This window comes from Bifidobacterium rousetti, from assembly GCF_008698235.1.
Taxonomy (GTDB): domain Bacteria; phylum Actinomycetota; class Actinomycetes; order Actinomycetales; family Bifidobacteriaceae; genus Bifidobacterium; species Bifidobacterium rousetti.
In genome coordinates, this window is record NZ_PEBH01000002.1 from 19,478 (window position 1) to 44,885 (window position 25,408).

Consider the following 25,408-nt stretch of genomic DNA (forward strand, 5'->3'; position numbering starts at 1 on the left):
GCGGCGCCGGGACGCTTGCTTGGTATTGTTCCGGTTCTTCACCTGTCACTTACACACAAACCGACATGATGATACCCAACCCGCGCGACCGTGGCCATCGGACCGCCGCCGGCCATCCCCGAGACATCCCCGAGACATCTCCGGTTCAGTGTCGGGTCAGCGCGGCGTACGACTCCTCGATGGCGAGGCTGACGCGTTCGATCTCGACGCGGGTCAGGGGTTCGCGGAAGGTCATGCGCAGGGCGGATTTGGCGATCGACGGTTCGATGCCCATCGCCAGCAGCGTCGGCGGGATCTCGTGGCGTCCGATCGCGCAGGCGGACCCGGACGAGCAGGCGATGCCGCGCGCGTCGAGGTCGACGAGCAGCGCCTCGCCGGTGACGCCGGGGAACACGAACGAGACGTGCCCCGGCAGGCGATGTTCGGGGTCGCCGGTCAGTTCGGCGCGCGGCACGACCCGTCGCACCGCGTCGATGAGCATGTCGCGCGAGGCGACGAGCTCGCGGTAATGGGCGGCCATGCGCGTGTCCGAGCGACGCAGGGCGATGGCGAGCGCGACGGCGCCGGCCACGTTCTGCGTGCCGGAGCGCAGCCCGCGTTCCTGTCCGCCGCCGGAGACGAGCGGTTCGATGGGCGTGCGGCCGCGCACGAAGAGGGCGCCGAGCCCCTTGGGCGCGCCGAACTTGTGTCCGGAGACTGCGAGCGAGTCGACGTCCCAGTCGCGCATGCGGATGGGGATGAGCCCGGCGGCCTGCACGGCGTCGACGTGGACGGGGACGTGGGCTCCGTGGGCGATCGCGACGATCCGTTCGATCGGTTCGACGGTGCCGACCTCGTTGTTGGCGAGCATCACGGCGACGAGTGTGGTCCGCTCCCCCGCCTCGCCGTCGATCGCCCGTTCGAGCGCGTCCAGATCGAGGTGGGCCTGGCCGTCGACGGGGATGCGCACGACCTCGAAGCCGAACCAGCGTGCGAGCCAGTCGGCCGATGCGGCGACGGCGGGGTGTTCGATCGACGAGATGACGATGCGCGGGCGGCGGGCGGCGGGCACGGTTCCCGAGGCGTTATTTCCGGCGCTCCCACTCCCCTGCACCCCGAGTCCCATCCGACGCATCCGTGCCATCGCGATGCCCTTGACGGCGAGGTTGTCGGATTCGGTGCCGCCGGAGGTGAAGATCACGTCGTCGGGCTTGGCGCCGAGGTCGGCGGCGAAGGAGGCGCGCGCCGCGTCGAGGGCGCGGGCGGCGGTCCGTCCGGGCTGGTGGACGCTGGCCGGGTTCGCGTAGGCGTCGGTCAGGAACGGTGTCATCGCGTCGATGACATCGCGGCTGACCGGTTCGGTGGCGGCGGCGTCGAGATAGAGTTCCTCGGCATCGGTCATGATCGTCTCCTTTGCGTTCGGTTCCTGCATTCGGTTCCTGCGTTCAGTTCCGCCAGTCGAGGCCGAGGTCGATGGAGCGCACGGAATGCGTGAGCTCGCCCACGGAGATGACGTCGACGCCGGTGGCGGCCACGGCGGCCACGCGGTCGAGGCTCATGTTGCCGCTGGCTTCGACGATGGCGCGCCCGTCGATGAGTTCGACGCCGCGGCGGGTGTCCTCGAGCGTGAAGTTGTCGAGCATGATGGTGTCGGCGCCGCCTTCGATGACGGCGGGGATCTGGTCGAGCCGGTCGACCTCGACCTCGATGTGCGTGGTGTGGCCGACCTGTTCGCGCACATGCCGGATCGCGCCGGCGAGGTCGATGCCGCGCGCGGCGAGCGCCGCCAGATGGTTGTCCTTCATCATGACCGCGTCGGACAGACCGTAGCGGTGGTTGTGCCCTCCGCCGCAGGTGACCGCGTATTTCTCGAACGGGCGCAGTCCGGGCGTGGTCTTGCGCGTGTCGGCGATGCGCGTGCGCGCGTAGCGGCGGGACATCGTGACGGGGCCGTCCGCTTGGCCGCCCGCTTGGCCGTCGGCGTAGATCGCGTCGACACGGGCGACGAACGCGGCGGTCATCGTGGCGATGCCGCACATGCGCTGGGTGAAGTTCAGGGCGACGCGCTCGGCGGTCAGCAGGTCCCTGACCGGACCGGCGACGGTGGCGAGCGCCTGCCCGGCGCGGAAGGGCTCGCCGTCGGCGATGGCCGGCGCGACCTCGATTCCGGGGTTCTGGGCGTGGAATGCGGCGGCGAACACGTCGATGCCGCTCATCACGCCGTCCTCGCGGGCGGTGAGGGCCGCGCGACCGGTTTCGTCGGCGGGGATGGTGGTCTCGCAGGTCACGTCGCCGTAGGGTGCGTCCTCGGCGAGCGCCGCCTCGACGGCGGTGCGGATGATGTGCTGGGTGAGCATGGCGTCACCTCCTGACGTAGGCGACGGAGTGGGCCCACTCGTCGCGCGGTTCGGGGCAGTCGGTGCGCGCATGGGCGCCACGCGATTCGGTGCGGGCGAGCGCCGCGACGGCGGCGACGCGTCCGACGGTGAGCATGTCGCGGTTCTCGAGCGCGGTGACGTCCCCGGCCGCGGCCGCCTCGCCGGCGTGCGCGTTCGCGGCGGCGAGACCCCGACCGAGCCCGTCGATCGCGTGGGCGAGGCCTTCGGCGTCGCGCAGGACGCCGACGCCGTGCCACATGGTGTCCTGGATGCGTGTGCGGTCCCAGACGCCGGTGTCGTCACCGGCCGATCCGGCCAACCCATCCGTATCCGGGGCATCCGGGTCGGTGAGGCTGACGGGCGCTGCGGTGTACGCCTCGCCGGTCGCGGAGTTGAGCAATGGTTCGGGCGACCATACCGTGTCGTCGGTGTCGGCGACGGCGGCGAGGCCGGCGCGCCGGCCGTAGACGAGTCCTTCGAGCAGCGAGTTGGAGGCGAGGCGGTTGGAGCCCATGACGCCGGTGCGCGCGCATTCGCCGGCCGCGTACAGTCCGGGGACGGACGCGCGGCCGTCGAGGTCGGTGCGCACGCCGCCCATGTAGTAGTGGGCGGCGGGGGCGACGGGGATCGGCTCGCGGCTCCAGTCGAAGCCGAGCGATCGCGTGTAGGCGTCGATGGTCGGGAACCGGTGCGCGAGGAACGCGGCGAGGTCGGGGTGTTCGGCGCGCATCGGCGAGACGTCGAGCATGACGGGGCGTCCGCCCTGACGTTGCATGACGCGGAAGTTCTCGCGGGCGACGACGTCGCGGGGGGCGAGTTCGGCGCGCGGGTCGACGTCCCGCATGTACCGTCGGCCGTGCTCGTCGAGCAGGACCGCGCCCTCGCCGCGCACCGCCTCGGAGACGAGGAAGTGCTCGCCGACGGCCATCGCGGTGGGGTGGAACTGGTAGAACTCGAGGTCGGCGACCTGCGCCCCGGCGCGCCATGCGGCGGCGAGTCCGTCGGCGGTGGCGACGGCCGGGTTGGTGGTGTACGGGTACATGCGCCCGGCGCCGCCGGTGGCGAGGATGACGCGGGAGGCCTCGACGAGGCGGCTCGTCGCGCCGGCCGCGCCGTCGTCGACGAGCAGCCTCACACCGGCGATGCGCCCGTCCCTGACGACGAGGTCCTCGAGGAACGCGTGTTCGACGATGTGGATGCGCGGGTTGGCGCGCACCATCGCGGACACGTCGAGTTCGAGCACCTTGCCGGTGGCGTCCCCGCCTGCGTGGACGACGCGGGCGCGCGAGTGCGCCGCCTCGAGCCCGCGCAGCATGTGCCCCTCGGCGTCGCGGTCGAACCGCACGCCGGCCGCGGCGAATTCGCGCACGCGCTCGGCGCCCTCGCGCGTGAGGATGTCGACGGCCTTCGGGTCGCACAGGCCGTGTCCGGCGGCGATGGTGTCGGCGGCGTGCAGCCTGGGGTCGTCGTCGGCGAAGATGGCCGCGGCGATGCCTCCCTGCGCGTGGTAGGTGTTCGATTCGACCAGTTCGTCCTTGGTGACCAGCGTCACGTCGTGTCCGGCGCCGGCCACGGCCAGCGCGGCTGACAGTCCCGCCACGCCGGCCCCGATGATCAGGATGCGCGTGTCCTCGTTCATTGCCGTTCTGCTCTTTCCTCTCGTATGTCCGCTCTCGTATGTCCGTTATGCGTGGCTATGTCGCGATCCGCTCAGTGGACGCGCAGCATGCGCTCCAGCGCGACCTTGGCCTCGCGCGCGGTGTCCTCGTCGACGGTGATGCGGTTGACCACGTTGCCGGCCTCGAGGTTCTCCAGCGCCCAGGCGAGGTAGGCGGGGTGGATGCGGTACATCGTCGAGCACGGGCAGACGACCGGGTCGAGGCAGAACACGGTCTTGTCCGGATACTGGGCGGCGAGGCGGTTGACGAGGTTGATCTCGGTGCCCACGGCCACGGCGGAGCCGGCGGGCGCGTTGGCGATCTCCTTGACGATGTACGCGGTGGAGCCGACGCCGTCGGCCGCGTCGACGACCTGCATCGAGCATTCAGGGTGCACGATGACCTTGACGCCCGGGTACGCCTTGCGGGCGCGTTCGATCTGCTCGACAGTGAAGCGCTGGTGCACGGAGCAGAAGCCCTTCCACAGGATCATCCTCGCGTTCGCGTAGTCGGACGGGTCGGAGGCGCCGCCCATCGACTTGAACGGGTCCCACAGCGGCATCTGGCTCAGCGGGATGCCCATCGCGCGCGCGGTGTTGCGGCCCAGATGCTGGTCGGGGAAGAACAGGACGCGCCGGCCGCGGGCGAACGCCCATTCGAGCACGGCGTGCGCGTTGGACGACGTGCACACGATGCCGCCGTGACGTCCGCAGAACGCCTTCAGGGCGGCGGAGGAGTTCATGTAGGTGACGGGGACGATCGGCTGCATGCCGTCGGCGTCCTTGTCGCGCCCGCAGATCTCGCCAAGCTGGTCCCACGCCTCCTCGACCTGGTCGATGTTGGCCATGTCAGCCATCGAGCAGCCGGCGGACAGGTTCGGCAGGGTCACGCTTTGTTCGGGCGTGGAGAGGATGTCGGCGGTTTCGGCCATGAAGTGGACGCCGCAGAAGACGATGTGGTCGGCGTCGGGGCGTTCGGTCGCGTTCTTGGCGAGCTGGAAGGAGTCGCCCACGAAGTCGGCGTGGCGGATGATCTCGTCGCGCTGGTAGAAGTGGCCGAGGATGAGCAGCTTCGAGCCGAGGCGGCGCTTGGCGTCGGTAATGCGCCGCTGAAGCTCCTCCTCGGAGGCGTTGCGGTACTCGTCGGGCAGCACCTGCTGCCGGGGCGAGTTCGCGGGCAGGCGGTCGAGCATCGAGGCGCCGGGCCCGTAGCTGGGCTTGGTGGTGTCGAAGTGCCACGGGTCGAGGGTGAGCCCCGCGTCGCAGGTGCTCTGTGCGCCGAGTCGGGCGATGATCTCGTCGACGGACGGCGCGGTGAATGTTGCGGTCATGGTTGTTCCTTTCTGGATACGGCTTGAAAATCTTGGGAAATCCGGCGCGACGGCTCGCTCAGCGGGCGAGCGCCGCCAGCGCGTCGGACGCCGGCCGAGGGGTCTGCGGCCCGGCGTCCCACTGCGCGGGGTTCCACAGGTCGCGGCGTTGGCTCGTCTCCCCCGCCGCGTCGGACGGGGTGACGTAGCGGTATACCGCGGCCGGGCGGTGCCGTCCGACGCGCTGTTTGGCTCCCGTGTCCTCGAGCTGGCCGGAGGCGAGGATCCTGCGTCGGAAGTTCGCCAGGTCGATGGATTCGCCGGTGATGGCCTCGTACACGTCGTGCAGCTGTCCGAGGGTGAAGGTCTCGCCGACGAGGCGCACGGCCACGTCCGGGTATTCGATCTTGTTCCGCAGGCGCCACAGCGCGTAGTCGATGATGCGGCGGTGGTCGAAGGCGAGTTCGGGCAGCTCGTCCTCGGGGAACCACTTGACGTTGTCCCCTTCGACGAGGTCGCGCGTCTCGGCCCGCCCGACGAGCGCCCAGTAGACGACGGACACCATCGGCAGCCCGCCGCGCGAGCGGTCGGGGCCGCCGAACGTGTACAGCTGCTCCAGATAGCGCGGGTGCATCGAGGTGGTCGATTCGAGCGCCGCGTACGCGCAGTCCTCGAGCGAGCGGTCGGCGAAGAGGTCGCCGCCGGGCAGCGCCCAGCATCCTAGATAGGGCTGCCGCACGCGCCGGACCAGCGGCATCCACAGGCGTCCGCGGCCGGTCTCGCCGCCACCCGGCGCGAGCGCGAGGATGACCACCGACACGCCCACCTGCGGTGGCGCGAGCCGTCGTTCCGAAACGTTGCCGATGCCCAATTCGACCTCTTTCCCAGCGCGGATCACGAGCCGATCCGTCGATGGTCAAGAAGCATAGCATCATTTATAGTCATAATGACCATAAATAGAAACGCCTGAAATTCCAAGGGTTTTAAAGGCGAAGATATGAGTCACCCCTCGGAAAACTCCCCCACGGGCCGGCTCCCCCAGTCCCTACAGGGAGCCGGAGTCATCTCGTCTCGAGGGTCTCGAGGGTCTCGCCCTGTCCGATCGCGTCGTCGGGATCGGGCAGGAACGGGGCGAGCGCGGGCAGTTGGTCGAGCGAGTCGAGTCCCATCATCTCGAGGAACAGGTCGGTGGTGACGAGCAGGGCGGCGCGGGTCTCCTCGTCGACGCCCCGCTCCTGGACGAGCCCGCGCACGCACAGCGTGCGGATCACGCCGTCGCAGTTGACGCCGCGGATCGAGGAGACGCGGGCGCGGGTGACCGGCTGGCGGTACGCGACGACGGCCAGCGTCTCCAGCGCCGCCTGACTGAGGCGCGAGGTCTGCCCGTCGGTGACGAACGCGGCGACGACCGGCTCGAACTCGGCCCGGCTCGCGAACCGCCATCCACGGGCGGTCCGGCGCAGCTCGAACCCGCGTTCGGCCATCGCGTAGGAGGATTGGAGACGTTCGAGCGCCTCGGTCACGACCGTGCGGTCGACGCCGAGCACACGGGCCAGATCATCGGCATCCTGCGGCTCGTCCGCCGCCATGAGGATCGCCTCGAGGCAGGCCTTGAGCCCGCCGGGGTACTCCTCGACCGGCAGTCCCGCGCGGTCCGTCCTTCCGGCGCGCGCGGCACCGCCTCCGTTCGCGGCGTTCATGTCCTCCGTCACGTCAGCGACGCCCATTACCGTCCTTTCCTTCCCGATGTCCCGATATGTTCGTTTCGATGCACGCGTTCGTTTCGACGCACGCGTTCACGCCGCCGCGCCAGCCGCCCGGCGCAGGTGCAGCGGCGCGTAGGGGGCGTCCTGCCGGAACTGCACCTCGCCGCGCTTGAACAGCAGCAGTACGGCGAGGAAGCGCGCCACCACCTCGACGCGGCGCGCGGCGTCGGCCACGAGCCCGTCGAAGGTGATCGACTCCCCGGCCCCCAGCGAGACCAACCGTTCGCGCACGATGCGCAGCTGCTCGTCGAGATCGGCCTGCGGCACATGCAGCTGGTGGACGCTCACCGTGTCGGCCGGGGCGGCGGCGAACACGCGCGCCGCGATCCCGGCGAGGTCGTCGGGGCCGATCGTCCACACCAGTTCCGGCAGCATGGCGCGCACCCGCTCGTCGACGACGCCCGGATGCGCGAATACGCCGGCGTGCTCCTCGAGGCTGCGTCTGAACGCGCGGGACGCCTCCTTGTAGGCGCGGTACTGCAGCAGCCGCGCGAACAGGAGGTCCCGTTCGCGCAGCGCCTCCATGCTGGACTCGTCGCGTTCGCCGGATTCGTCCGCGGGCAGGAGCGCGGCGCTTTTCGCCTCGACGAGGACCGAGGCCACGTCGATGAACGCGCTGGCCTCGTCCATGCCGTCCGCGTTCAGCGACGTGTCCGCCGCCGGCGACTCACGGCGCACGTAGTCGAGGAACTCCTCGGTGATCGCCGCCAGCGACACCTCGGTCAGTTCGAGCCGCCTGCGGGCGATCATGCCGAGCAGCACGTCGAACGGGCCCGAATACACGTCCAGATCGACCGAGAACCCGGAATCGGCCATCGCCTCGAGCTCCGACGCACCCGAGGCACCCGTCGGGGAGCCCGGAACGGCGACGGGCGCGGCCGGGTTCGCCCCGCTCAGGCGATCACCCCGTTCGCGACGAGCTCGCGCGCCACCTCGCGGTACTCCTGGCTGGTCTTGTGGTTGGGCGCGTACATGGTGATCGGCGCGGCGGCCACGGTGGAGTCTGGCAGTTTGATCGAGCGGGAGATGACGGTGTGGAACACCTTGTCCTGGAACGCCTCGTAGATGCGCTGCATGACCTCCTCGCAGTGCAGGGTGCGCGTGAACATCGTCACCAGCACGCCGTACACCTTGAGGTTCGGGTTGATGCGGCTCTGCACCTTCTCGATGGACTGCATGAGCAGGGCCACGCCGCGCAGCGCGAAGAACTCGGCCGCCACGGGGATGATCACGCCGTCGGCGGCGGTCAGCGCGTTCACCGTCAGCAGGCCGAGCGACGGCTGGCAGTCGATGATGATGACGTCGTATTCGCTCCTGAGCGGGCGCAGGACGCTGTTGAGGATCTGCTCGCGGCCAACCTCGGTGACGAGCTGCACCTCGGCCGCGGACAGGTCGATGTTCGCCGGGATGATGTCGAGGTTCTCGAAGGCGGTGTGGCGGACGACGTCGTGCACGTCGACGCGCAGGTCGAACAGCGCGGTGTAGATGGTGTTCTCCACGGTGTTGGCGTTGATGCCGAGACCGACGGTGGCGGCGCCCTGCGGATCGAAGTCGACGATCAGGCAGCGGCGGCCGTACTGGCTCAACGCGCCGGCGATGTTGATGGAACTGGTGGTCTTGCCGACGCCGCCCTTCTGGTTGCACATGGCGATGACCCTCGCCGGGCCGTGCTGTCGCAGCGGTTCGGGAACGGGGAAGGTCTGATAGTCGCGTCCAAGCATATCCGTAGGCATATGTTCACCTTATCATTCCGGCATCATTCCGGTTCACTTCGCGCGGGGGTGGGCCGTCAGGTACGTCGCGATGAGGTTCTCCGGGCTCACATGCGTGTAGATCTGGGTGGTGGTCACCGAGGCGTGTCCGAGCAGCTCCTGCACGGTGCGCACGTCCGCGCCGCCCTGGATCAGGTGCGTGGCGAACGAGTGGCGCAGCGTGTGCGGATGCAGCGGACGGGTGACGCGGGCGCGCTCCCCCGCGGCCCTGACGACCTCCCACACCGACTGGCGCGACAGCCGGCGGCCTCGCTTGTTGAGGAAGATCGCCCGGCGCTCGGGCTGCGCGGCCCCCTTGATGCGCGCCTCGAGGGCGGGACGCCCCTTGGCGAGGTAGCGCCGCATCGCCTCGCGGGCGTAGCTGCCGATCGGCACCAGACGCTGCTTGGATCCCTTGCCGGTGAGCCGGGCGACGTGCGCGTCGTCCAGATCGATGTCGTCGAGGTTTGCCGCGACGGCCTCGGAGACGCGGGCGCCGGTCGCATACATGAACTCGAGCAGCGCCTTGTCGCGTAGCATCACCGGGTCGTCGCCCTCGGTCGGCACCGCGTCGAGCAGGCGCGCGACCTCGTCGACGGTGAGCACGTCGGGCAGTGTGGACGCCCCCTTGGGCGCCTTGACCGCGGCGGACACATCGTCGTCGACCACGCGCGAGGCGAGCGCGAATCGGTGGAACTCGTGCACGGCGGCGAGGCGGCGGGCCTTGGAGCGGGCCGACTCCCCAAGATCGTCGAGGAAGGCGACGTAGTCCTCGACGTGTCGGCGGGTGACGTGCGCGATGCCGTCGACGCCACGGGACGCGAGCCAGCCCGTGTACTTGTGCAGATCGGACTCATAGGCCGTCACGGTGGCGTCGGCCAGCCCGCGCTCCACGCCGATGTGCGCGAGGAACCGCTCGAGCAGCCGGTCGAACCCGTTCTCCATTCGCGTCTCCTCCTTCACATCCTCCATACGTCCTCCACGCCGCTTCCCACGACGAGTCTTTGCCGAAAAAGCGAAGACCCCGCGCGATGCGGGGTCTTTCGTCTGTCCGTCAGGGTCTCTTCCGGCCCCGACGATCCATCGTTTGGTGTCTGGCTCAGGCCTCGACCGGGGCGTTGACGTCCTCCGGCAGGGCGGCCTTGGCGGCCTCGACGATGGTCTTGAAGGTCTCGGCGTCGGAGACGGCCAGCTCGGCGAGGGCGCGACGGTCCAGATCGATGCCGGCGAGACGCAGGCCCTGGATGAAGCGGTTGTAGGTGATGCCCTCGGCGCGGACGGCGGCGTTGATGCGCTGGATCCACAGCTTGCGGAAGTCACCCTTGCGGGCCTTGCGGTCGCGGAAGTTGTAGTTGAAGGAGTGGAACAGCTGCTCCTTGGCCTTGCGGTACAGGCGGGAGCGCTGGCCGCGGTAGCCGGAGGCCCTCTCGAGAACGACGCGACGCTTCTTGTGGGCGTTCACTGCGCGCTTGACACGTGCCATAATCTATTTCCTCAGCTTTCTAAAGTTCTAATTCTGGTGAATCGATGCCGTACGGCACGTGGTCACTTCTGCAGAAGCTGCTTGAGCTTCTTGGCCTGGCCGCCGCGCAGCACGTCGTCGGCGGACAGGGCGCGACGCTTGCGGGCGGACTTGTGCTCGAGGTTGTGGCGCATGGCGGAACCGACCTGCATCACCTTGCCGGAGCCGGTGATACGAACGCGCTTGGAAGCGGCGGAATTAGTTTTCATCTTCGGCATTGCTGCCCTCCTTATTGGTGTTCTTGCTGGAGGTCGAGGGGGAGATCGCGTTCTGCGCCTCGGCCGCGGCCTGTGCCTTCGCGTCCTGCTTGGCGGCCAGACGCGCGGCCTGGCGGGCCTGACGCTCGGCGCGGGACTCGGCCCCGCGACGACGCTGCTCGGACTGGGTGTGCACCTTCTTGCCCTTGGGCGCAAGCGTCATGATGATGTTGCGGCCCTCCTGCTTCGGCTTGGACTCGATGGTGCCGTACTCCTCCACATCGGCGGCGAGACGCTGCAGCAGCTCGACGCCTCCGATCGGACGGGACTGTTCGCGGCCACGCAGCATGATGGTGACCTTGACCTTGTCTCCTCCGTTGAGGAAGCGGACCACATGGCCCTTCTTCACTTCGAAGTCATGGTCGTCGATCTTGAGGCGGAAGCGGATCTCCTTGATCTCGGCCGTGTTCTGGTTACGGCGAGCCTCACGAGCCTTGATCTTCTCGTTGTACTTGAACTTACCGTAATCGATGAGCTTGGCGACCGGAGGCTTCGCGTTGGGCGCCACCTCGACGAGATCGAGGTTCGCTTCCTTCGCCAGGTTGAGGGCGACCGAGGTCGCGATGACTCCCACCTGTTCGCCGTTCGGGCCGATCAGGCGCACCTGCGAGACGCGAATCTCGTCGTTAATGCGTGGTTCGTCGCTGATGATGACTCCAATCCTCAAATTTCCTCTACGGGACTCGCCGTCTGGACGTCGTTCATCGCTCCGGTTTCATGGCAGGCCGATATGCGCCGTATGGCGCTATGTTGCAACTTCCACGCTATGCGTGATTCCTTGTGTCTCCCGCGTATGCGAACGCATGCATCGCATGCATATGCCGCATGATGAAGCGGAAGGAAGGCCTATGCCTTGAACCCGAGGCCTTGAAAGGCTTCCAGGTGGGGTTGCCCCGCTTTCTTGATTTCTCAAGCCGAATGGTTACTATACCACACCCGGCGACAGCCGCGTGTCGCGATGTCTTTCGATGCCGCCGTGGTTACTGCACGGCGCGCAGCAGACCGCCGATGCCCTCCTTCTCGAGGATCTCGCGGTACGGCCCGGCCTCCTCGGCGATGAGCTGGTCGATGGCGCGCATGCCGAGCAGCTCGACCGGCGCGTGGTCGTCGGTGAGGACCAGCGACTCGTCGCCGGCGGCAGGGTCCTTCACGGCCGTCATGCGCCCGGCGACCTCGCCCATGTACGCGGTGAGCTCCGCGTCGCCGGTGCGCTCACGGGTGACGGCGCGCAGCGCCCCGGCGGTCACGTCGTCCCCCATCGTGGAGGTGAACGGCTCGGAGACGGTGGCGATCCGCCCTGTGGCGCGCCAGGCATCATCGCAGCCGTCATAGCGGCCGGTCTCGTCGGCGGTCGGCGCCTTGGCGAACAGCTCGCGGTTGGTGGTGCCGGGCACGTCGGCCGTGTAGGTGGTGCCGATGCGGCACGCCCCGTTGAACACGTTGGCGATGGTGGTCTGCAGGGCCTCGTTGATCGAGCCTTCACCGTCGGAGATCATGTTCATGTTGACGACCATCACGCCGCCGGGGTTGAGGTGGGAGCGGACCATCGAGAAGAACTCGTCGGAGCTCATCTGGAACGGGATGGTGATGTCCTGATAGGCGTCGACCATGATCACGTCGTACGTGTCATGCGAGGCGGCGAGCCACGCGCGCCCGTCGTAGGTGGAGACCGGCACGTCGGCCGGCTCGTCGAAGTATTTGACGGCGAGGTCGGTGATCTTCTGGTCGATCTCGACGCCGGTGACCGACATGTCCGGGTAGTAGCGCTTCAGCTGCCTCGCGTAGGTGCCGGTGCCCATGCCGAGGATCAGCGCGCTGTCCGCGTGGTCGGCGAGCGCCGGGGCCGCCAGCGCGGTGTCGTAGTACATGCCGGTCAGGCCCTTGTCCTTCATCGTGACCGACTGGACGCCGAAGAGCACGTTGGTCGACAGGATCGTGCGGTCGGACAGGTTCTTGACCTGCAGGTAGTTGTAGATGGACTCGCCCTCGTAGGCGAGGGTCGTGTGGTTCTCCCAGAACGCGAACCCGGTCATCGGGGACAGGACCGCGGAGACGGCGAAGACGACGGCCGATGCGGCGCAGGCGATGCGCCGGGCCTTCATCGAGACGAAGTAGACGAGCGGGATCGCCAGGAGGACTCCGGAGAAGAGCAGGAACGTGACGAACGTGCCGGCGGCGGGGATCGTGACGAACGTCGGCAGGAACGTGCCGAGGATCGAGCCGACCGTGTTGCACGCGGACAGGCGGCCGACGACGGAGGCGTTGTCGTCGAGCGAGTCGGTGGCGAACTTGTTGAGGCCCGCGGTGACGGTGCCGAGCAGGAACAGCGGCGGCACGAAGACGAGCATGCAGGAGACGAACGCGGCGATGACGAGGAAGTTGGTCGACACGGTCACGATGAGCAGGCCCGAGACCAGGAGGATCACGAACTTGCCGACGAGCGGGATCAGCGAGATCCACACGGCCGCGGCCATGATCCTGAGGTAGAGCTTGTCCGGGTCGGGGTCGCGGTCGGCCCATTTGCCGCCGAACACGGCGCCGAGCGCGAGGGCGATCATGATGGTGCCGATGATGATGGTCCACACGATCTGTGAGCTGGAGAAGTAGGGCGCCAACAGCCTCGAGGCGCCGAGCTCGGCGGCCATCACCGCCATGCCGGAGAAGAATTCGGTGACGTACAGGAACGTCTTGGACTTGAGGATCGGCCTGTCGCTCGCCGCTGTTTTCACTGCCATAGACGACAACGGTATTACGCCGCGGGTACACACCGGGTACGCACCGCGCGTAGACTTGCCGGCATGAGCATGACAGGCGATATGGCGGACGCGGCGGGAACGGCGGGGAACGCGGGCGCGACGTGCGTGGTGTTCGCCGCGGGCGAATACTATGATCCGTCCCGCAACCCGGCGAACGCGGTCCGGGTGCCCCACGGCGCGTTCGTCGTCGCGGCGGACGGCGGATTGGACCACGCCCGCGCGCTCGGCGTCGCGCCGGACGTGGTGGTGGGCGACTTCGACTCGCTTGAGGGCGATCGGCCGGCGGCCGGCGAGGACACGATCACGCTGCCGCCGCAGAAGGACGATCCGGACCTGCTCAGCGCCCTGAAGGTCGGCTGGGCGCATGAATGCCGCACGTTCCATGTGTACGGGGCCCTCGGCGGGCGCGTCGACCACACGCTTTCGGCGATCCGCCTGACGGCGCGGATCGCCCGCCACGGCGGGATCGGGTTCCTGCACGGCGACGGCACGGTCGTCACGGCGATCAACGACGGGCGTCTCGACTGGCCGGCGTTCGACGCGCGGCCGGGACGCATGGTGTCGGTGTTCTCCCACGCGGACGTCTCGCGCGGCATCGACGAGCCGGGTCTCAAGTACCGTCTGATGGACGGCGTGCTCGACTCGGATTCGGTGCTGGGGCTGAGCAACGAGTTCCTGCCCCTCACCCCGGCCGCGGTCTCGGTGCGCGAGGGCACCCTGATCGTCACCTACCCGGCCGAGGCGCCGGAGCCCCGGGTTTCGTGGCTGCATGGGTTCTCCGGCGATCTGGGGGCGCTCGACACCTCCGTCTCCTCCCTGCTGGCGCTCTGACCGCCTCTGAACCAGGCCCGCGGGCCGCGTCGCGTCCAGTATGTGAACGCTCACGGAATTTCCTTCGTTTTCAGCCGAAACACCCCGCGAAACGTTGCCTGAAGTACAGGTGAGGCATTACAGTAAGGAGCGTTGGTAAACAATGGTTCCGTATGCGTCCACGCATCCGGGGCCTTCCCCAAGGGAGAATTACATGACAGTTAAGATTGGTATCAACGGCTTCGGTCGCATTGGTCGTCTCGCCTTCCGTCGCATCTTCGAGCTGCAGGCTCGCGGCGGTCAGGCTGGTGACATCGAGGTTGCCGCCATCAACGATCTGACCACCCCGGCCACCCTGGCCTACCTGCTGAAGTACGATTCCACCCATGGCACCTTCCGCCACGACGACGGCACTCCGGTCGACGTCAAGGCCACCGAGGACTCCATCGTCGTGGACGGCAAGGAGTACAAGGTCTACGCCGAGAAGGACGCCAACAACATCCCGTGGGTCAAGAACGACGGCGTCGAGTTCGTGCTCGAGTGCACCGGCTTCTACACCTCCGCCGAGAAGTCCCAGGCCCACCTCAACGCCGGCGCCAAGAAGGTCCTGATCTCCGCCCCGGCCAAGGACGACACCACCCCGACCGTCGTCTTCGGCGTGAACCACGACATCCTCAAGGCCTCCGACAACATCGTGTCCGCCGGCTCCTGCACCACCAACTCCATGGCCGCCATGGTCAAGCTGCTGGACGAGAAGTTCGGCATCCGCGCCGGCTTCATGACCACCATCCACGCCTACACCGGCACCCAGATGCTGCTGGACGGCCCGCGTGGCACCAAGTCCGGCCGCAACCTGCGCGCCGCCGGCATCAACACGATCGCCCACTCCACCGGTGCCGCCAAGGCCATCGGCAAGGTCGTTCCGTCCGTCAACGGCAAGCTGCAGGGCCACGCCCAGCGCGTGCAGGTCCCGGACGGCTCCGTCACCGAGCTGACCACCGTGCTGGAGAAGGAAGTCACCGCCGACGAGATCAACGCCGCGTTCAAGGAAGCCTTCTCCGACACCGACTACTACGGCTACAACGACGAGGGCATCGTGTCCTCCGACATCCTGGGCGACACCCACGGTGGCGTCTTCGACCCGACCCAGACCGACGTGAACAACATCGACGGCCTGACCCTCGCCCGCACGGTCTCCTTCTACGACAACGAGTACGGCTTCACCTCCAACATGATCCGTACCCTGCTGTACTTCGCCGAGATCTCCGAGTGAGTCGTCGCAGCCCCGCGCTGCATGACGTGATCGATTGATCGGTCGAAACCCCCGCCTTGCGCGGGGGTTTTCTCGTATAGGCTCGTATACGGGCCGGCGGGACGCATCTGTCATTTACGAAGGGTATTACTGGAGGGCATGACCAAGAAAAAGAAGCATGAGAAGGGAGCCGGCTCCACCCCGGCGACCGTCGAACTGGAACGCGCGGGCGTGGAGTTCACCCCGTACGAGTACGAGCACTCCAACGACCACATGGACGACGGTTATGGCGTGGAGGCCGCCACGAAGCTCGGGTTCGACGAGCATCAGGTGTTCAAGACGCTCATGGCCGACACCGGCGACGAACGCGTGGTCGGCGTCGTGCCGGTGAGCGGGCACATGGACTTGAAGGCGTTGGCCGCCGCGGTCGGCGCGAAGAAGGCCGCGATGGCCGACCCGAAGGTCGCGATGCGCGAATCCGGCTATGTGGTCGGCGGCATCTCACCGCTCGGGCAGAAGACGCGCCACAAAACCGTGCTCGACGAGAGCGCCCTGAAGTACGACGTGATCCTCGTCTCCGGCGGCAAGCGCGGATTCTCGGTCGGCGTCAACCCGAACGACCTGCTCAAGGTCCTCGACGCCGTCGCCGCCCCCATCGGCACCTGGTGATTGCCGGCATCAGCCTTCGGCTGATACTGCATTTCTCGCGACCCATTCGGGCCGCTTCATTTCTCTCCCCCAGTCAGCCTCGGGCTGCCAGCCCCCTCGTCAGAGGGGGCCATTTGTATCGCGACGCCTGATGAGATTGAGTTATCTCGATTGTCGGCGAAGCTCAGCCGGCAGCACGAAGTGCATGTCCTCGCGCGTGGTCTCCACCGAGGTCGTCTCGGTGTAGCCCTTCGCCTTGAGCGCCGTGATGACGCCGGCGACGTACTCCTCCGGCACCGATGCGCCCGAGGAGATGCCGACCGCCTCGACCCCGTCGAACCATGCGTCGTCGAGGTCGCCGGCGTCGTCGACGCGATGCGCGCGGCCCCGCTGCCCGAGCCCCTCCTGCGCGACCTCGACGAGGCGCACCGAGTTCGAGGAGTTCGCCGACCCGACGATCACCACGCAGTCGGACTGTTCGGCGACGACCTTGACGGCCGCCTGACGGTTGGAGGTCGCATAGCAGATGTCCGAGCTGGGCGGCATCTCGATCCACGGGAAGCGCGCCTTCAGCGCCGCGATCGTGCCGGCGGTCTCGTCGACGCTCAGCGTGGTCTGCGTGAGCAGCACGAGTTTCGTGTCCGGCGTGAAGTCGAGCGAGGCGACGTCGCCCTCGTGCTCGATCAGATGCACGTGCTCGGGGCTCTCCCCCACCACGCCGACCGCCTCGTCGTGGCCCTTGTGCCCGATGTAGACGATCTCGTAGCCGCCGCGGGCGAAGCGCGTCACCTCGCGGTGGACCTTGCCGACCAGCGGGCAGGTGGCGTCCACGACGTTGAGTCCGCGCGCCTTGGCCTCCGCCTTGACCTCGGGGGACACGCCGTGCGCGGAGAAGACCACCGGCACGCCGGCCGCGGCCGCCTCGTCGGGGATCTCGCCGAGCTCCTCGACGAACACCGCACCCTGGGCGGACAGGTCCTCGACCACATGCTTGTTGTGCACGATCTGCCGGCGCACGTACACCGGCGGCAGGCCTGTTCCCGCATCCCGGACCGTGTCCCGACCATCGCCGGAACCTGCGCCGACGCCTCCGCCGGCACCCTTGAGGATCGTGCGCACGGTGAGGATCGCACGGTCCACGCCCGCGCAGAACCCCCTCGGATCGGCCAGTACGATGCGTTTGCCCATGATCGAAATCCTCCTCGTGTCGTCCCGCTCCACACTAGCAACCCGGGCGACTCCCCCGGGCGCGAAACGCGTGGGGAAACCGTGTGGAAACGCCGCGGGCGCGACCGGCCGGCACCCGTCGCCCAGCCCGATCACGCATTAGGATGGTAGCGGTAACATCACCTCTCACTATGGAGTGAACATGAGCAAGACACCGCGCACCGGCAACCAGTATTCCATCCACTACGGCGATTATTCCGCCGTCGTCTGCGAACTCGGCTCGAAGCTGCGCCGTTTCGACTGGAAGGGCGAGGAGATCTTCTGCCCGTTCGGCCCGGACGACCTGACCCCCACCTGCAACGGCTACATCCTCGCGCCGTGGCCGAACCGCATCAAGGACGGCGAATACGATTTCAACGGCAGGCACTACTGCGCGCCGGTCAACGAGTGCCACCCCGCGCCGCGCCACAACGCGAACCACGGCTACGCCTACCACTACATGTGGAAGCTGGAATCGCTCACCGACAACGCGGTCACCCAGTCGCTGCGCTTCCCGAACCTCGACGGCTACCCGTTCGACGTGACCGTCACCGTCACCTACGAACTCGGCGAGCACGGCATGACCGTCACCGTCACCGCGTCGAACGACGGCGACGAGCCGGCGCCGTGGGCCCTGGGCCTGCACCCGTGGCTCGCGAACGGCAAGCGGGGCGCGACCAGCGAGGAGCGCGACGCCGACTCCGCCGCCTGCCGCCTCAAGATCGATGCCAACCGTCATGTGGTCGTCGACGACGGGCTGATCCCGACCGGCACCGAGCCGGTTGCGGGCGTCACCGACCTGCGCGAGGGCCCGACGCTCGAGGGCCGTGCCTTCGACGACGCGTGGCTGGACGTCAACCGCGCCGCCGACGGCACGACGACCACCGTGTTCACCCGCCCCGACGGCATCGAGGTGAAGCTCATCGGCGACGAATCCATCAACGCATGGCAGTGCTACACCGCCACCGGCGCCCCGTTCGCCGAGCACCCGTACGGCGTCGCCGTCGAGCCGATGACCGCCCCGGCCAACGCGTTCCGCTCCGGCGAGCACCTGACCGTGATCGAGCCGGGCGAAAGCGTCACCACCGTCGTGCGCTACGAGGTGAGCCGCGCCTGAATGGAGTGCGTACCGCACGCCGGTCGCTTGTCTCTCCCCCAGTCAGCTTCGCTGACAGCCCGTCCCGCAATTACGGACGCGCTGCGCGCGCAGCTGACTGGCTCGCCTGTCGGCTCGCACGTTGCCTACAAACAGCTCCGCTGTTTGCTTCACGGCAACGTCCCATCAGAGGGGGGCCAAGGGGCGGCGGTCCTCACACTGAGGTGAGGTATCATTGTGAGCGGTAACAATCCGCTTTTGCAAAGTGCAGAATCACGAAGGAGTGTGCTTAAAGACCATGGTTCTCAAACCCCGCACCGGCAACCAGTATTCGATTCGCAACGGCGAGTGGAGCGCCGTCGTCACCGAGCTTGGCGCCAGCCTGCGCGAGCTCAAGTGGCAGGGTGAGGACATCATCGTCCCGTTCGACCCGAACAAGGTCATCCCCTGCTGCAACGGCTGGGTGCTCGCCCCGTACCCAAATCGCGTGACCGACGGCCAGTACACGTTCGACGGCGAGGACTACCAGATGCCGATCGACGAGTTCGACCGCTCCGCCTCGCTGCACGGCTACGCCTACCGCTACATGTGGCAGCTCGAGGATCTGGGCGAGTCGCATGTCACGCTCTCCTGGCGATCCCCCGATCTGGCCGGCTACCCGTTCGACATCACCGTCACCGCCACCTACGCGCTTGAGGAGGACGGCCTCAACGAGACGTTCACCGTGCACAACAACGACTCCGTCAGGGCGCCGTGGGCGTTCGGCATCCACCCGTGGCTGGCGAACGGCAAGCGCTCCGTCGGCGCCGACATCACCCCGGACAACGAGCCGTGCCGTCTGACGATCCCGTGCGACACGCATGTCACCGTCGACGAGCATCTGCTGCCCACCGGCGAGGAGCCGGTCGCCGGCATCTACGATCTGCGCGACAACCCGACGCTCGAGGGCCGCGGCTTCGACGACGCGTGGACCGGCATCGTGGACCGCGACGCCGACGGCGGCACGTCCGCGGTGTTCACCCGCCCCGACGGCATCAGGGTCACGCTGACCGGCGACAAGACCATCAACTCGTGGCAGGTGTGCACCGGCAACGAGATCGGTGCCAAGGTCCGCCAGCCCGGCGTCGCCGTCGAGCCGATGACCGCCTACGCCGACGCCTTCCGCACCGGCAAGGATCTGGTCGTCCTCGAACCCGGAGACGACTACACGACGCGCGTCACGTTCCGAGCCGATCGCGTCTGAAACACGCGATCGCGCATACGGTCCGCAAAACAATTGGGCGGTGCTCCACACACGGGGCACCGCCCAATTGTTTTGCGTCACCCGACTCGAAATCGCTTCAATTTTCAACAACTGCATGGTTTATCGACAGTTGTCGAAGAGTGTTTGCTATGATGTCGTCGAGACAACGGACCACGACCGAAAACCGAAGTCCCCGGCACCTCCGGCCGGCGTGACGTGGCGGACCAAAGGCATTGGAGGCACTGAATGGCAGACGCAAACACTCGGACGAGCGCCGGCGAATCCCCCGAAGGGCAGCCCGGCAGGCCCGTGGACAGACGCACGCGCCGCACCCGGGCGATGCTGCAGAGCGCGTTGGTCAAGCTGCTGGAGGTCAAGCCTCTCAACAAGATCTCGGTGATGGAGCTCACCCGTCTCGCGGACGTCAACCGGGCGACGTTCTACGTGCACTACACGGACATCTACGCCCTGTTCGACCAGCTCAAACGCGAGCTCATCGACTCGTACAAGAACATCATCACCCGCCATCGCGGGGAGATCCTCCAGGACGACTACGAACCCCTCATCCGTGAGATCTTCGAGTTCGCCGCGGCCGACGAATCCACATCCCTGCTGGTGGCCGGCAAGTCCGGGGACGCGCTTTCCGGCGACCTCATCGACGCCATAGGCGCGTACTGCAACGAGCTCATCGACCCTCTTTCCGCAACGCAGGTGGACCCGGTGGGACCGGCGGTGGACGGACGGACGGCCGGAGCCGTGCGGGATTACCACTTCGTGTATCTGGCGGCCGGGCTCGTCGGCTCGCTCAAGGAATGGTATCGGCGCGGGCGCAGGGAGCCCATCGACCTTGTGGTCAGGATCGCGGCCAACAACACGCATGCGATCGGGCTGGCCATGCTTGCTAGGAATATCGGCGCATCGGCCTGCGAATCGGCGGATGCCCAGACGAATCCGTCGCGGCGGTGACGGTCGGTAGGTGAATTCACGAGGGAACGGACAACTATCATGCATAACGTGTTGCGCGTCTTCATCCGCGATGTGAAGCGGATCTGCGCGGTGCCCTTCGTCGTGTTCATCGTTCTGGCGTCATGCTTCGTGCCGGGACTGTATTCATGGCTCAACGTCGCGGCGAACATGGACCCGTACGCGAACACCGGCGACGTGCCGATCGCGGTGGCCAACAACGACGCGGGAACCATGGTGAACGGTTCAACACTGAATGTGGGCGATCAGACCATGGACGCCCTGAAGGACAACCACGATCTGGGATGGCGGTTCGTGGATGAGTCGGCCGCCGTCAACGGCGTGAGATCCGGCGAATACTACGCGGCCATCGTGATTCCCAAGGACTTCAGCAAGGATCTGACCAGCGTGCTGCAGGGCGATTTCACACGCCCCGAACTGTCCTTCTACGTCAACGAGAAGGTCAATACGCTCGCGCCGCGGGTGACGCAGTCCGGCGCCTCCGCCCTCGAACAACAGATCAACGCGTCATTCGTCTCCACCGTGAGCAGGACCGTCACGAAGACACTCGCCAAGGAAGCCGGACGGATGAACGGCCAGCTCGACGGGACGGCGAACCAGTTGGACGGCAAGTTGGACGAAGCCCGATCCAGCATCACCGCGGCCCGCGGAAAAGTCGACGACGCGCAATCCTCCATCACCGATGCGCGGGCGACGATCGCGAAGGCCCGCCACAACATGACGGGCATCGCCGGTCGCGCCGACGCGCTTTCCGCGAGCGTCAACGACACGGCATCCTCCGTCGACTCCGCGCGCGCCGGTTTGTCGGCGTTCCAGCACTCCATGAACTCGACCATCAGACAGGTGCAGTCCGGTTCCGGCGCCCTTGCCGGGCACATCGACGGCGTCAAGGACACCATCAACGGCAATGCGGCGGACGTCTCCGGCCGCGTCGACGCATCACTGTCCACGCTCGAATCCGCGAACGACTCCCTGGGGGATGCGATCGCGGCGATGGAATCCGATCCGCAGCTTGCAGGCTCAGACGTCCTCGCGCAGGCGAAACGGCATCAGCGCGACCTCGCCGCGCAGATCGAAGCGATGAGGCAACTGAACAATGGCATCCCCTCGGCGATGCAGTCGGGCGGCAAGAAGCTCTCCGATTCCCTAGACGCATTGAACGGCAAGGCCGACGGGCTCTCCAGCCTGTCCTCGGACGCTTCGAGCAGGATCGACTCCACCCTCACCGGCGTCTCCACCCAGCTCGTCGGCCTGTCCGGCACCGTGGGCGGAACGGCCGAATCGATCGACCGCATCGACGCCGATCTCGCCCAGCTCGACACGACCCTCGAATCGGCATCCAAGGTGATGGGACAGACAGGCAAGGCCCTCGACCGCGTGGACGAGTCGGTGAAACGCACGCAGGCCGATTTCGCCGTCCTCCGCGCGAGCGACGCATGGACCGGCGTCAAGGGCCTCGCGCACGTGGACGCCGATCAGGTGTCCTCGTTCCTCGCCTCCCCGATCGGTCTGGAGACCCGCGAATACTATCCGATGAGGAACTACGGCACCGCCATCGCCCCGTTCTTCACGAACCTGGCCTGCTGGGCGGGCGCCTTCGTGGCGCTCACCTTGTTGCGCAACGACGCCGATTCGGAAGGCGTCGACGCGCTCACGCCCAAGCAGGCGTTCCTCGGACGCTGGCTGCTGCTCATGGCCGTCGCCGTGCTGCAGGGCGTCGTCATCGCGTCGGGCAACCTCGTCATCGGCATCCAGTGCAACGTGCCATGGGCGTACTATCTGGGCACCATCGTATGCTCGATGACCTACGTATCGATCGCCTACAGCTTGGTCATGATGTTCCGGCACATCGGCATGGCATTGAGCGTGATCTTCCTGATATTGCAGGTACCGGGCGCAGGCGGCATGTACCCGATCGAGATGATGCCCCACTTCTACCGACTGCTGTACCCGGTACTGCCGTTCACCTACGGCGTCGAGGCGCTCCGTGAGACGATCGGCGGCTTCTACGGCACGGACTTCTGGACACGCATCTGGCAGACCTCCACGTTCGCCGTGATGTTCCTGCTCGTGGCGATGCTGTGCCGCCCGGCGCTCGCCAACCTCAACGACCTGTTCAACAGGGAACTGGAGCAGACCGATCTGGTCAATGCGCAGCGCATGGAGATCGTCGTATCCGAACGCAACGCCATGATTACCGTGCGCAAGATGCTCGCCGACCCGACATGGGGCGCAGGCATAAGGCGCAGGGCGGAGAAATTCGAGCGCCTGTACCCGCATCTGGTGCGCATCGGATTCCACCTCATCTGGATCATCCCCGTCGTGTTCCTCATCGCCATGATGATCGTCGGACCGAGCATCGGATTCCTCGTGGCCTGGCTGGCGATGGTGATCGTGGTGGACGTCGCGCTGATCATCCTCGAATACATCCACCTCCACCTGCCGCGGCAGGCGCATGACAGCACGATGGGCGCCGAAAGCCTGCTGCGCTCCGTCGTGGCCGCAGGTGATGTCAACACCAATGGAAAGGACGGCCGCTGATGAAGAACGTATGGGCCATATTCCGCACCGATATGCTGCACATCCGCAGCAGCGTGATCGCACTCATCATCGCCATCGGCCTGATCCTCATGCCGTCGTTCTACGCATGGTTCAACATCTACGCCAACTGGGACCCCTACGACAGCACCGGCGGCATGAAGGTCGCGGTCGCCAACTCGGACAAGGGCTATCAGGGCGACCTGCTGCCGGCGAAGGTCAACGTGGGCGATCAGGTCTCCAACGCCCTCAGGGCAAACGACAGCCTCGACTGGACGTTCGTGAACGAGGATAAGGCCAAAAGCGGCGTGGAATCAGGCGAATACTACGCGGCCATCGTGATTCCCGAGGACTTCAGCACGGACCTGTTCTCCCTGCTGAACGAAGGGACCGCGGATTCCGGGAAGACGGACAAGACCAAGGCGAGGCAGGCGCAGCTCGTCTACTACTCCAACCCCAAGAAGAACCCCATCGGCTCCACCGTCACCGATCAGGGCGCATCCACAGTACGCCAGCAGATCAGCGACACCCTCACCTCGTCCGTCGCCCAGGCCGCAGCCGGCACGCTTGATTCCGTGGCCTCCTATCTCGACACGGACCAGAGCGCACGATCCATCAGCGCATTAAGCGCCAATCTGCGGCGACAATCGGCCGACCTCTCCGATGCGGCCGACCTCGCTTCGAGCTACGCGGGTCTTGCCGATTCCGCGGCATCCCTGCTCGACGCATCCGGCAAGTCGATGGAACGGACGAAGCGGTCGCTGCAATCCTCCACCGTCGACATGGACGGCATCACCGGCAAGCTCGGAGACGCATCCACGTCGATCGACCGCGTCAACGCGAACATGGCCGATGGACTCGATTCCGCGGCGAACGCCTTCGACAACGTCGGCGATAACGCCGAGGAGGCGCTGGGCAAACCCGCCGCGGGAGCCGCCAACACCGCGGCGGCCCTGCGCGCGATCTCCACGAACCGCATCAGGCCGATGATCGCAAGCCTGACCCAGTACCGCAACACGCTGGTCTCCATCCGGGAGACGCTGCACACGGAACCGGCCAAGGCCGCGATCGACCGGGCCATCGCCGACGTGGACCGCACCCTCAAGCGTCTCAATGCCACCGATACGAAGATCAATGACGCCGCGGACCAGGCGGAAGCCAAGGGACAGGCGATCAACGACGCGGGCAAGGACATCGCCGCGCAGGCGCAGGCCAGCGCGCAGTCGATCCGCGACCTGAACAAGTCGTATCAGGACAACGTCGTCGCCACCCTCTCCGGCGTGACCGACTCCGCCAAGCGGACCGGGACGGACGCCAAGGCGCTGGTCGACGAGACAACCTCCACGCTCGCCGACGTGACCGGGCGAACCGACGGCAGCGGCTCGGCCGGAGCGCTGACCAATATCGAGGAGCTGACGGCCAACATCGACACGGCGCATGACACGCTGCTCGAGCAATCGAAGAAACTCGGCGAGACCGCCGACAAGCTGGACGAGGCCATGGCCTCCGGTGGCGTGGAGGAGGTACGCAAACTGCTCTCCCAACCCACGGACACCATCGCCCTGGCCATGACCACACCCGTGACGACGAAGCGCATAGCCGTGTACCCGATCGCGAACAACGGCTCCGCGATGACCCCGTTCTACACACTGCTGGCCATCTGGGTCGGCGCGATGTTCCTGAGCATCATCCTCAAGGCGAACGTGTCGGACAGGGTCTCCGCGGCCCTGGACCGTCCGAGGCCATGGCAGCTGTATCTGGGCCGCGGCCTGACCTTCGTCGCGTTCTCGCTGGCGCAGACCACCGTGCTGGGACTCGGCGATCTGCTGTACCTGCGCGCGCAGGCGACGGATCCGCTCCTGTTCATGCTGTGCCTGTGGTGGTCGTCGCTGGTGAGTTCGATGCTCGTTTACACGCTGGCGGCCGTATTCAACACCGTCGGCAAGGCGATCTGCGCCGCGCTCATGATCTCGCAGATCGCCGGCATAGGCGGCACGTTCCCGGTGGAGATGCTCCCAGGCGTGTTCAAACAGCTGTACCCTTATCTGCCGTTCTCGCATGGCATCACCGCGCTGCGGGAGGCCGTCGGAGGATTCTACGGCAACGTCTACTGGGAGCAGATGGGCCGCATGGGCATCTATCTCGTGGTCGCCCTGCTCATCGGCTTCACGCTGTACACGCCGGTGACCCGCGCCATGGCGAAGACCAGCACCCTCATCTCCAGCACGATGGCGATGAACTGAGAGGCGACCGAA

General features: G+C 67.0%; 22 protein-coding genes. 8 read left to right on the forward strand and 14 right to left on the reverse strand.

The genetic code is table 11. The annotated features are described in order from the left end of the window. Positions 1–145: 145 nt before the first annotated feature. The 13 genes from CSQ85_RS02630 to CSQ85_RS02690 form a co-directional block, all read right to left on the reverse strand. Positions 146–1,381, reverse strand: coding sequence for a cysteine desulfurase family protein (locus tag CSQ85_RS02630; RefSeq protein WP_150382763.1), 1,236 nt, complete (start codon positions 1,379–1,381; stop codon positions 146–148). Between the two features lie 43 nt (positions 1,382–1,424). Continuing rightward, positions 1,425–2,336, reverse strand: coding sequence for a nicotinate-nucleotide diphosphorylase (locus CSQ85_RS02635; protein WP_150382764.1), 912 nt, complete (start codon positions 2,334–2,336; stop codon positions 1,425–1,427). Between the two features lie 4 nt (positions 2,337–2,340). Continuing rightward, on the reverse strand, positions 2,341–3,996 hold the full coding sequence (nadB, locus tag CSQ85_RS02640) for an L-aspartate oxidase (protein ID WP_150382765.1): 1,656 nt from the start codon (positions 3,994–3,996) through the stop codon (positions 2,341–2,343). 71 nt (positions 3,997–4,067) lie between these two features. Beyond that, positions 4,068–5,345: a quinolinate synthase NadA gene (gene nadA / locus CSQ85_RS02645; RefSeq protein WP_150382766.1), complete on the reverse strand. Its 1,278-nt coding sequence runs from the start codon at positions 5,343–5,345 to the stop codon at positions 4,068–4,070. Between the two features lie 58 nt (positions 5,346–5,403). Then, positions 5,404–6,195 (reverse strand): NUDIX hydrolase, encoded by a 792-nt coding sequence (locus CSQ85_RS02650; protein ID WP_190972866.1) that lies wholly within the window; start codon positions 6,193–6,195, stop codon positions 5,404–5,406. A gap of 190 nt (positions 6,196–6,385) precedes the next feature. Then, complete coding sequence (gene scpB / locus CSQ85_RS02655) at positions 6,386–7,051, reverse strand: SMC-Scp complex subunit ScpB (protein ID WP_223846789.1); 666 nt, start codon at positions 7,049–7,051, stop codon at positions 6,386–6,388. A 69-nt stretch (positions 7,052–7,120) separates the two neighbouring features. Next, entirely contained in the window at positions 7,121–7,906 is a 786-nt protein-coding gene (locus CSQ85_RS02660; RefSeq protein WP_150382767.1) for a segregation and condensation protein A, read from the reverse strand. Between the two features lie 77 nt (positions 7,907–7,983). Continuing rightward, a complete protein-coding gene (locus tag CSQ85_RS02665; protein WP_107040991.1) occupies positions 7,984–8,823 on the reverse strand; it encodes a ParA family protein in 840 nt (279 codons plus the stop codon). A gap of 33 nt (positions 8,824–8,856) precedes the next feature. Next, the gene (gene xerD, locus CSQ85_RS02670; RefSeq protein WP_150383013.1) at positions 8,857–9,786 is read right to left on the reverse strand and encodes a site-specific tyrosine recombinase XerD; all 930 of its coding nucleotides are present in this window, start codon (positions 9,784–9,786) and stop codon (positions 8,857–8,859) included. Between the two features lie 154 nt (positions 9,787–9,940). Beyond that, positions 9,941–10,324 carry a 50S ribosomal protein L20 gene (gene rplT, locus CSQ85_RS02675; RefSeq protein ID WP_107040993.1) on the reverse strand — a complete coding sequence of 128 codons (384 nt, stop codon included), beginning with the start codon at positions 10,322–10,324 and terminating at the stop codon, positions 9,941–9,943. 62 nt (positions 10,325–10,386) lie between these two features. Next, on the reverse strand, positions 10,387–10,581 hold the full coding sequence (gene rpmI / locus CSQ85_RS02680) for a 50S ribosomal protein L35 (protein ID WP_107040994.1): 195 nt from the start codon (positions 10,579–10,581) through the stop codon (positions 10,387–10,389). Next, positions 10,562–11,287 carry a translation initiation factor IF-3 gene (gene infC / locus CSQ85_RS02685; protein WP_107040995.1) on the reverse strand — a complete coding sequence of 242 codons (726 nt, stop codon included), beginning with the start codon at positions 11,285–11,287 and terminating at the stop codon, positions 10,562–10,564. The genes rpmI and infC overlap by 20 nt, the downstream gene beginning before the upstream one ends. A gap of 313 nt (positions 11,288–11,600) precedes the next feature. Then, entirely contained in the window at positions 11,601–13,355 is a 1,755-nt protein-coding gene (locus tag CSQ85_RS02690; RefSeq protein ID WP_223846790.1) for a spermidine synthase, read from the reverse strand. A 63-nt stretch (positions 13,356–13,418) separates the two neighbouring features. On the opposite strand from CSQ85_RS02690, the gene CSQ85_RS02695 reads away from it, so the two are divergent. The 3 genes from CSQ85_RS02695 (at position 13,419) to ybaK (ending at position 16,107) form a co-directional block, all read left to right on the forward strand. After that, positions 13,419–14,207 carry a thiamine diphosphokinase gene (locus tag CSQ85_RS02695; RefSeq protein ID WP_223846791.1) on the forward strand — a complete coding sequence of 263 codons (789 nt, stop codon included), beginning with the start codon at positions 13,419–13,421 and terminating at the stop codon, positions 14,205–14,207. A gap of 193 nt (positions 14,208–14,400) precedes the next feature. After that, complete coding sequence (gene gap, locus CSQ85_RS02700) at positions 14,401–15,459, forward strand: type I glyceraldehyde-3-phosphate dehydrogenase (protein ID WP_107040997.1); 1,059 nt, start codon at positions 14,401–14,403, stop codon at positions 15,457–15,459. A gap of 138 nt (positions 15,460–15,597) precedes the next feature. Further along, positions 15,598–16,107, forward strand: a complete 510-nt coding sequence (ybaK, locus tag CSQ85_RS02705; protein ID WP_150382768.1) for a Cys-tRNA(Pro) deacylase — start codon at positions 15,598–15,600, stop codon at positions 16,105–16,107. 141 nt (positions 16,108–16,248) lie between these two features. Here the strand turns inward: ybaK and CSQ85_RS02710 are convergent, their stop codons facing one another. After that, positions 16,249–17,274, reverse strand: a complete 1,026-nt coding sequence (locus tag CSQ85_RS02710; RefSeq protein ID WP_150382769.1) for a 4-hydroxy-3-methylbut-2-enyl diphosphate reductase — start codon at positions 17,272–17,274, stop codon at positions 16,249–16,251. Between the two features lie 181 nt (positions 17,275–17,455). On the opposite strand from CSQ85_RS02710, the gene CSQ85_RS02715 reads away from it, so the two are divergent. The 5 genes from CSQ85_RS02715 to CSQ85_RS02735 all read left to right on the forward strand — a co-directional run bounded on the left by CSQ85_RS02715 (position 17,456) and on the right by CSQ85_RS02735 (position 25,396). Continuing rightward, positions 17,456–18,409 (forward strand): aldose 1-epimerase family protein, encoded by a 954-nt coding sequence (locus CSQ85_RS02715; RefSeq protein WP_150382770.1) that lies wholly within the window; start codon positions 17,456–17,458, stop codon positions 18,407–18,409. 277 nt (positions 18,410–18,686) lie between these two features. Then, a complete protein-coding gene (locus CSQ85_RS02720; RefSeq protein ID WP_150382771.1) occupies positions 18,687–19,631 on the forward strand; it encodes an aldose 1-epimerase family protein in 945 nt (314 codons plus the stop codon). A 246-nt stretch (positions 19,632–19,877) separates the two neighbouring features. Beyond that, on the forward strand, positions 19,878–20,597 hold the full coding sequence (locus CSQ85_RS02725; protein WP_150382772.1) for a TetR/AcrR family transcriptional regulator: 720 nt from the start codon (positions 19,878–19,880) through the stop codon (positions 20,595–20,597). A gap of 39 nt (positions 20,598–20,636) precedes the next feature. Then, on the forward strand, positions 20,637–23,156 hold the full coding sequence (locus CSQ85_RS02730; protein ID WP_150382773.1) for a YhgE/Pip domain-containing protein: 2,520 nt from the start codon (positions 20,637–20,639) through the stop codon (positions 23,154–23,156). After that, positions 23,156–25,396, forward strand: coding sequence for a YhgE/Pip domain-containing protein (locus CSQ85_RS02735; RefSeq protein ID WP_150382774.1), 2,241 nt, complete (start codon positions 23,156–23,158; stop codon positions 25,394–25,396). Before CSQ85_RS02730 ends, CSQ85_RS02735 begins: the two co-directional genes overlap by 1 nt. The last annotated feature ends 12 nt before the right edge of the window (positions 25,397–25,408 follow it).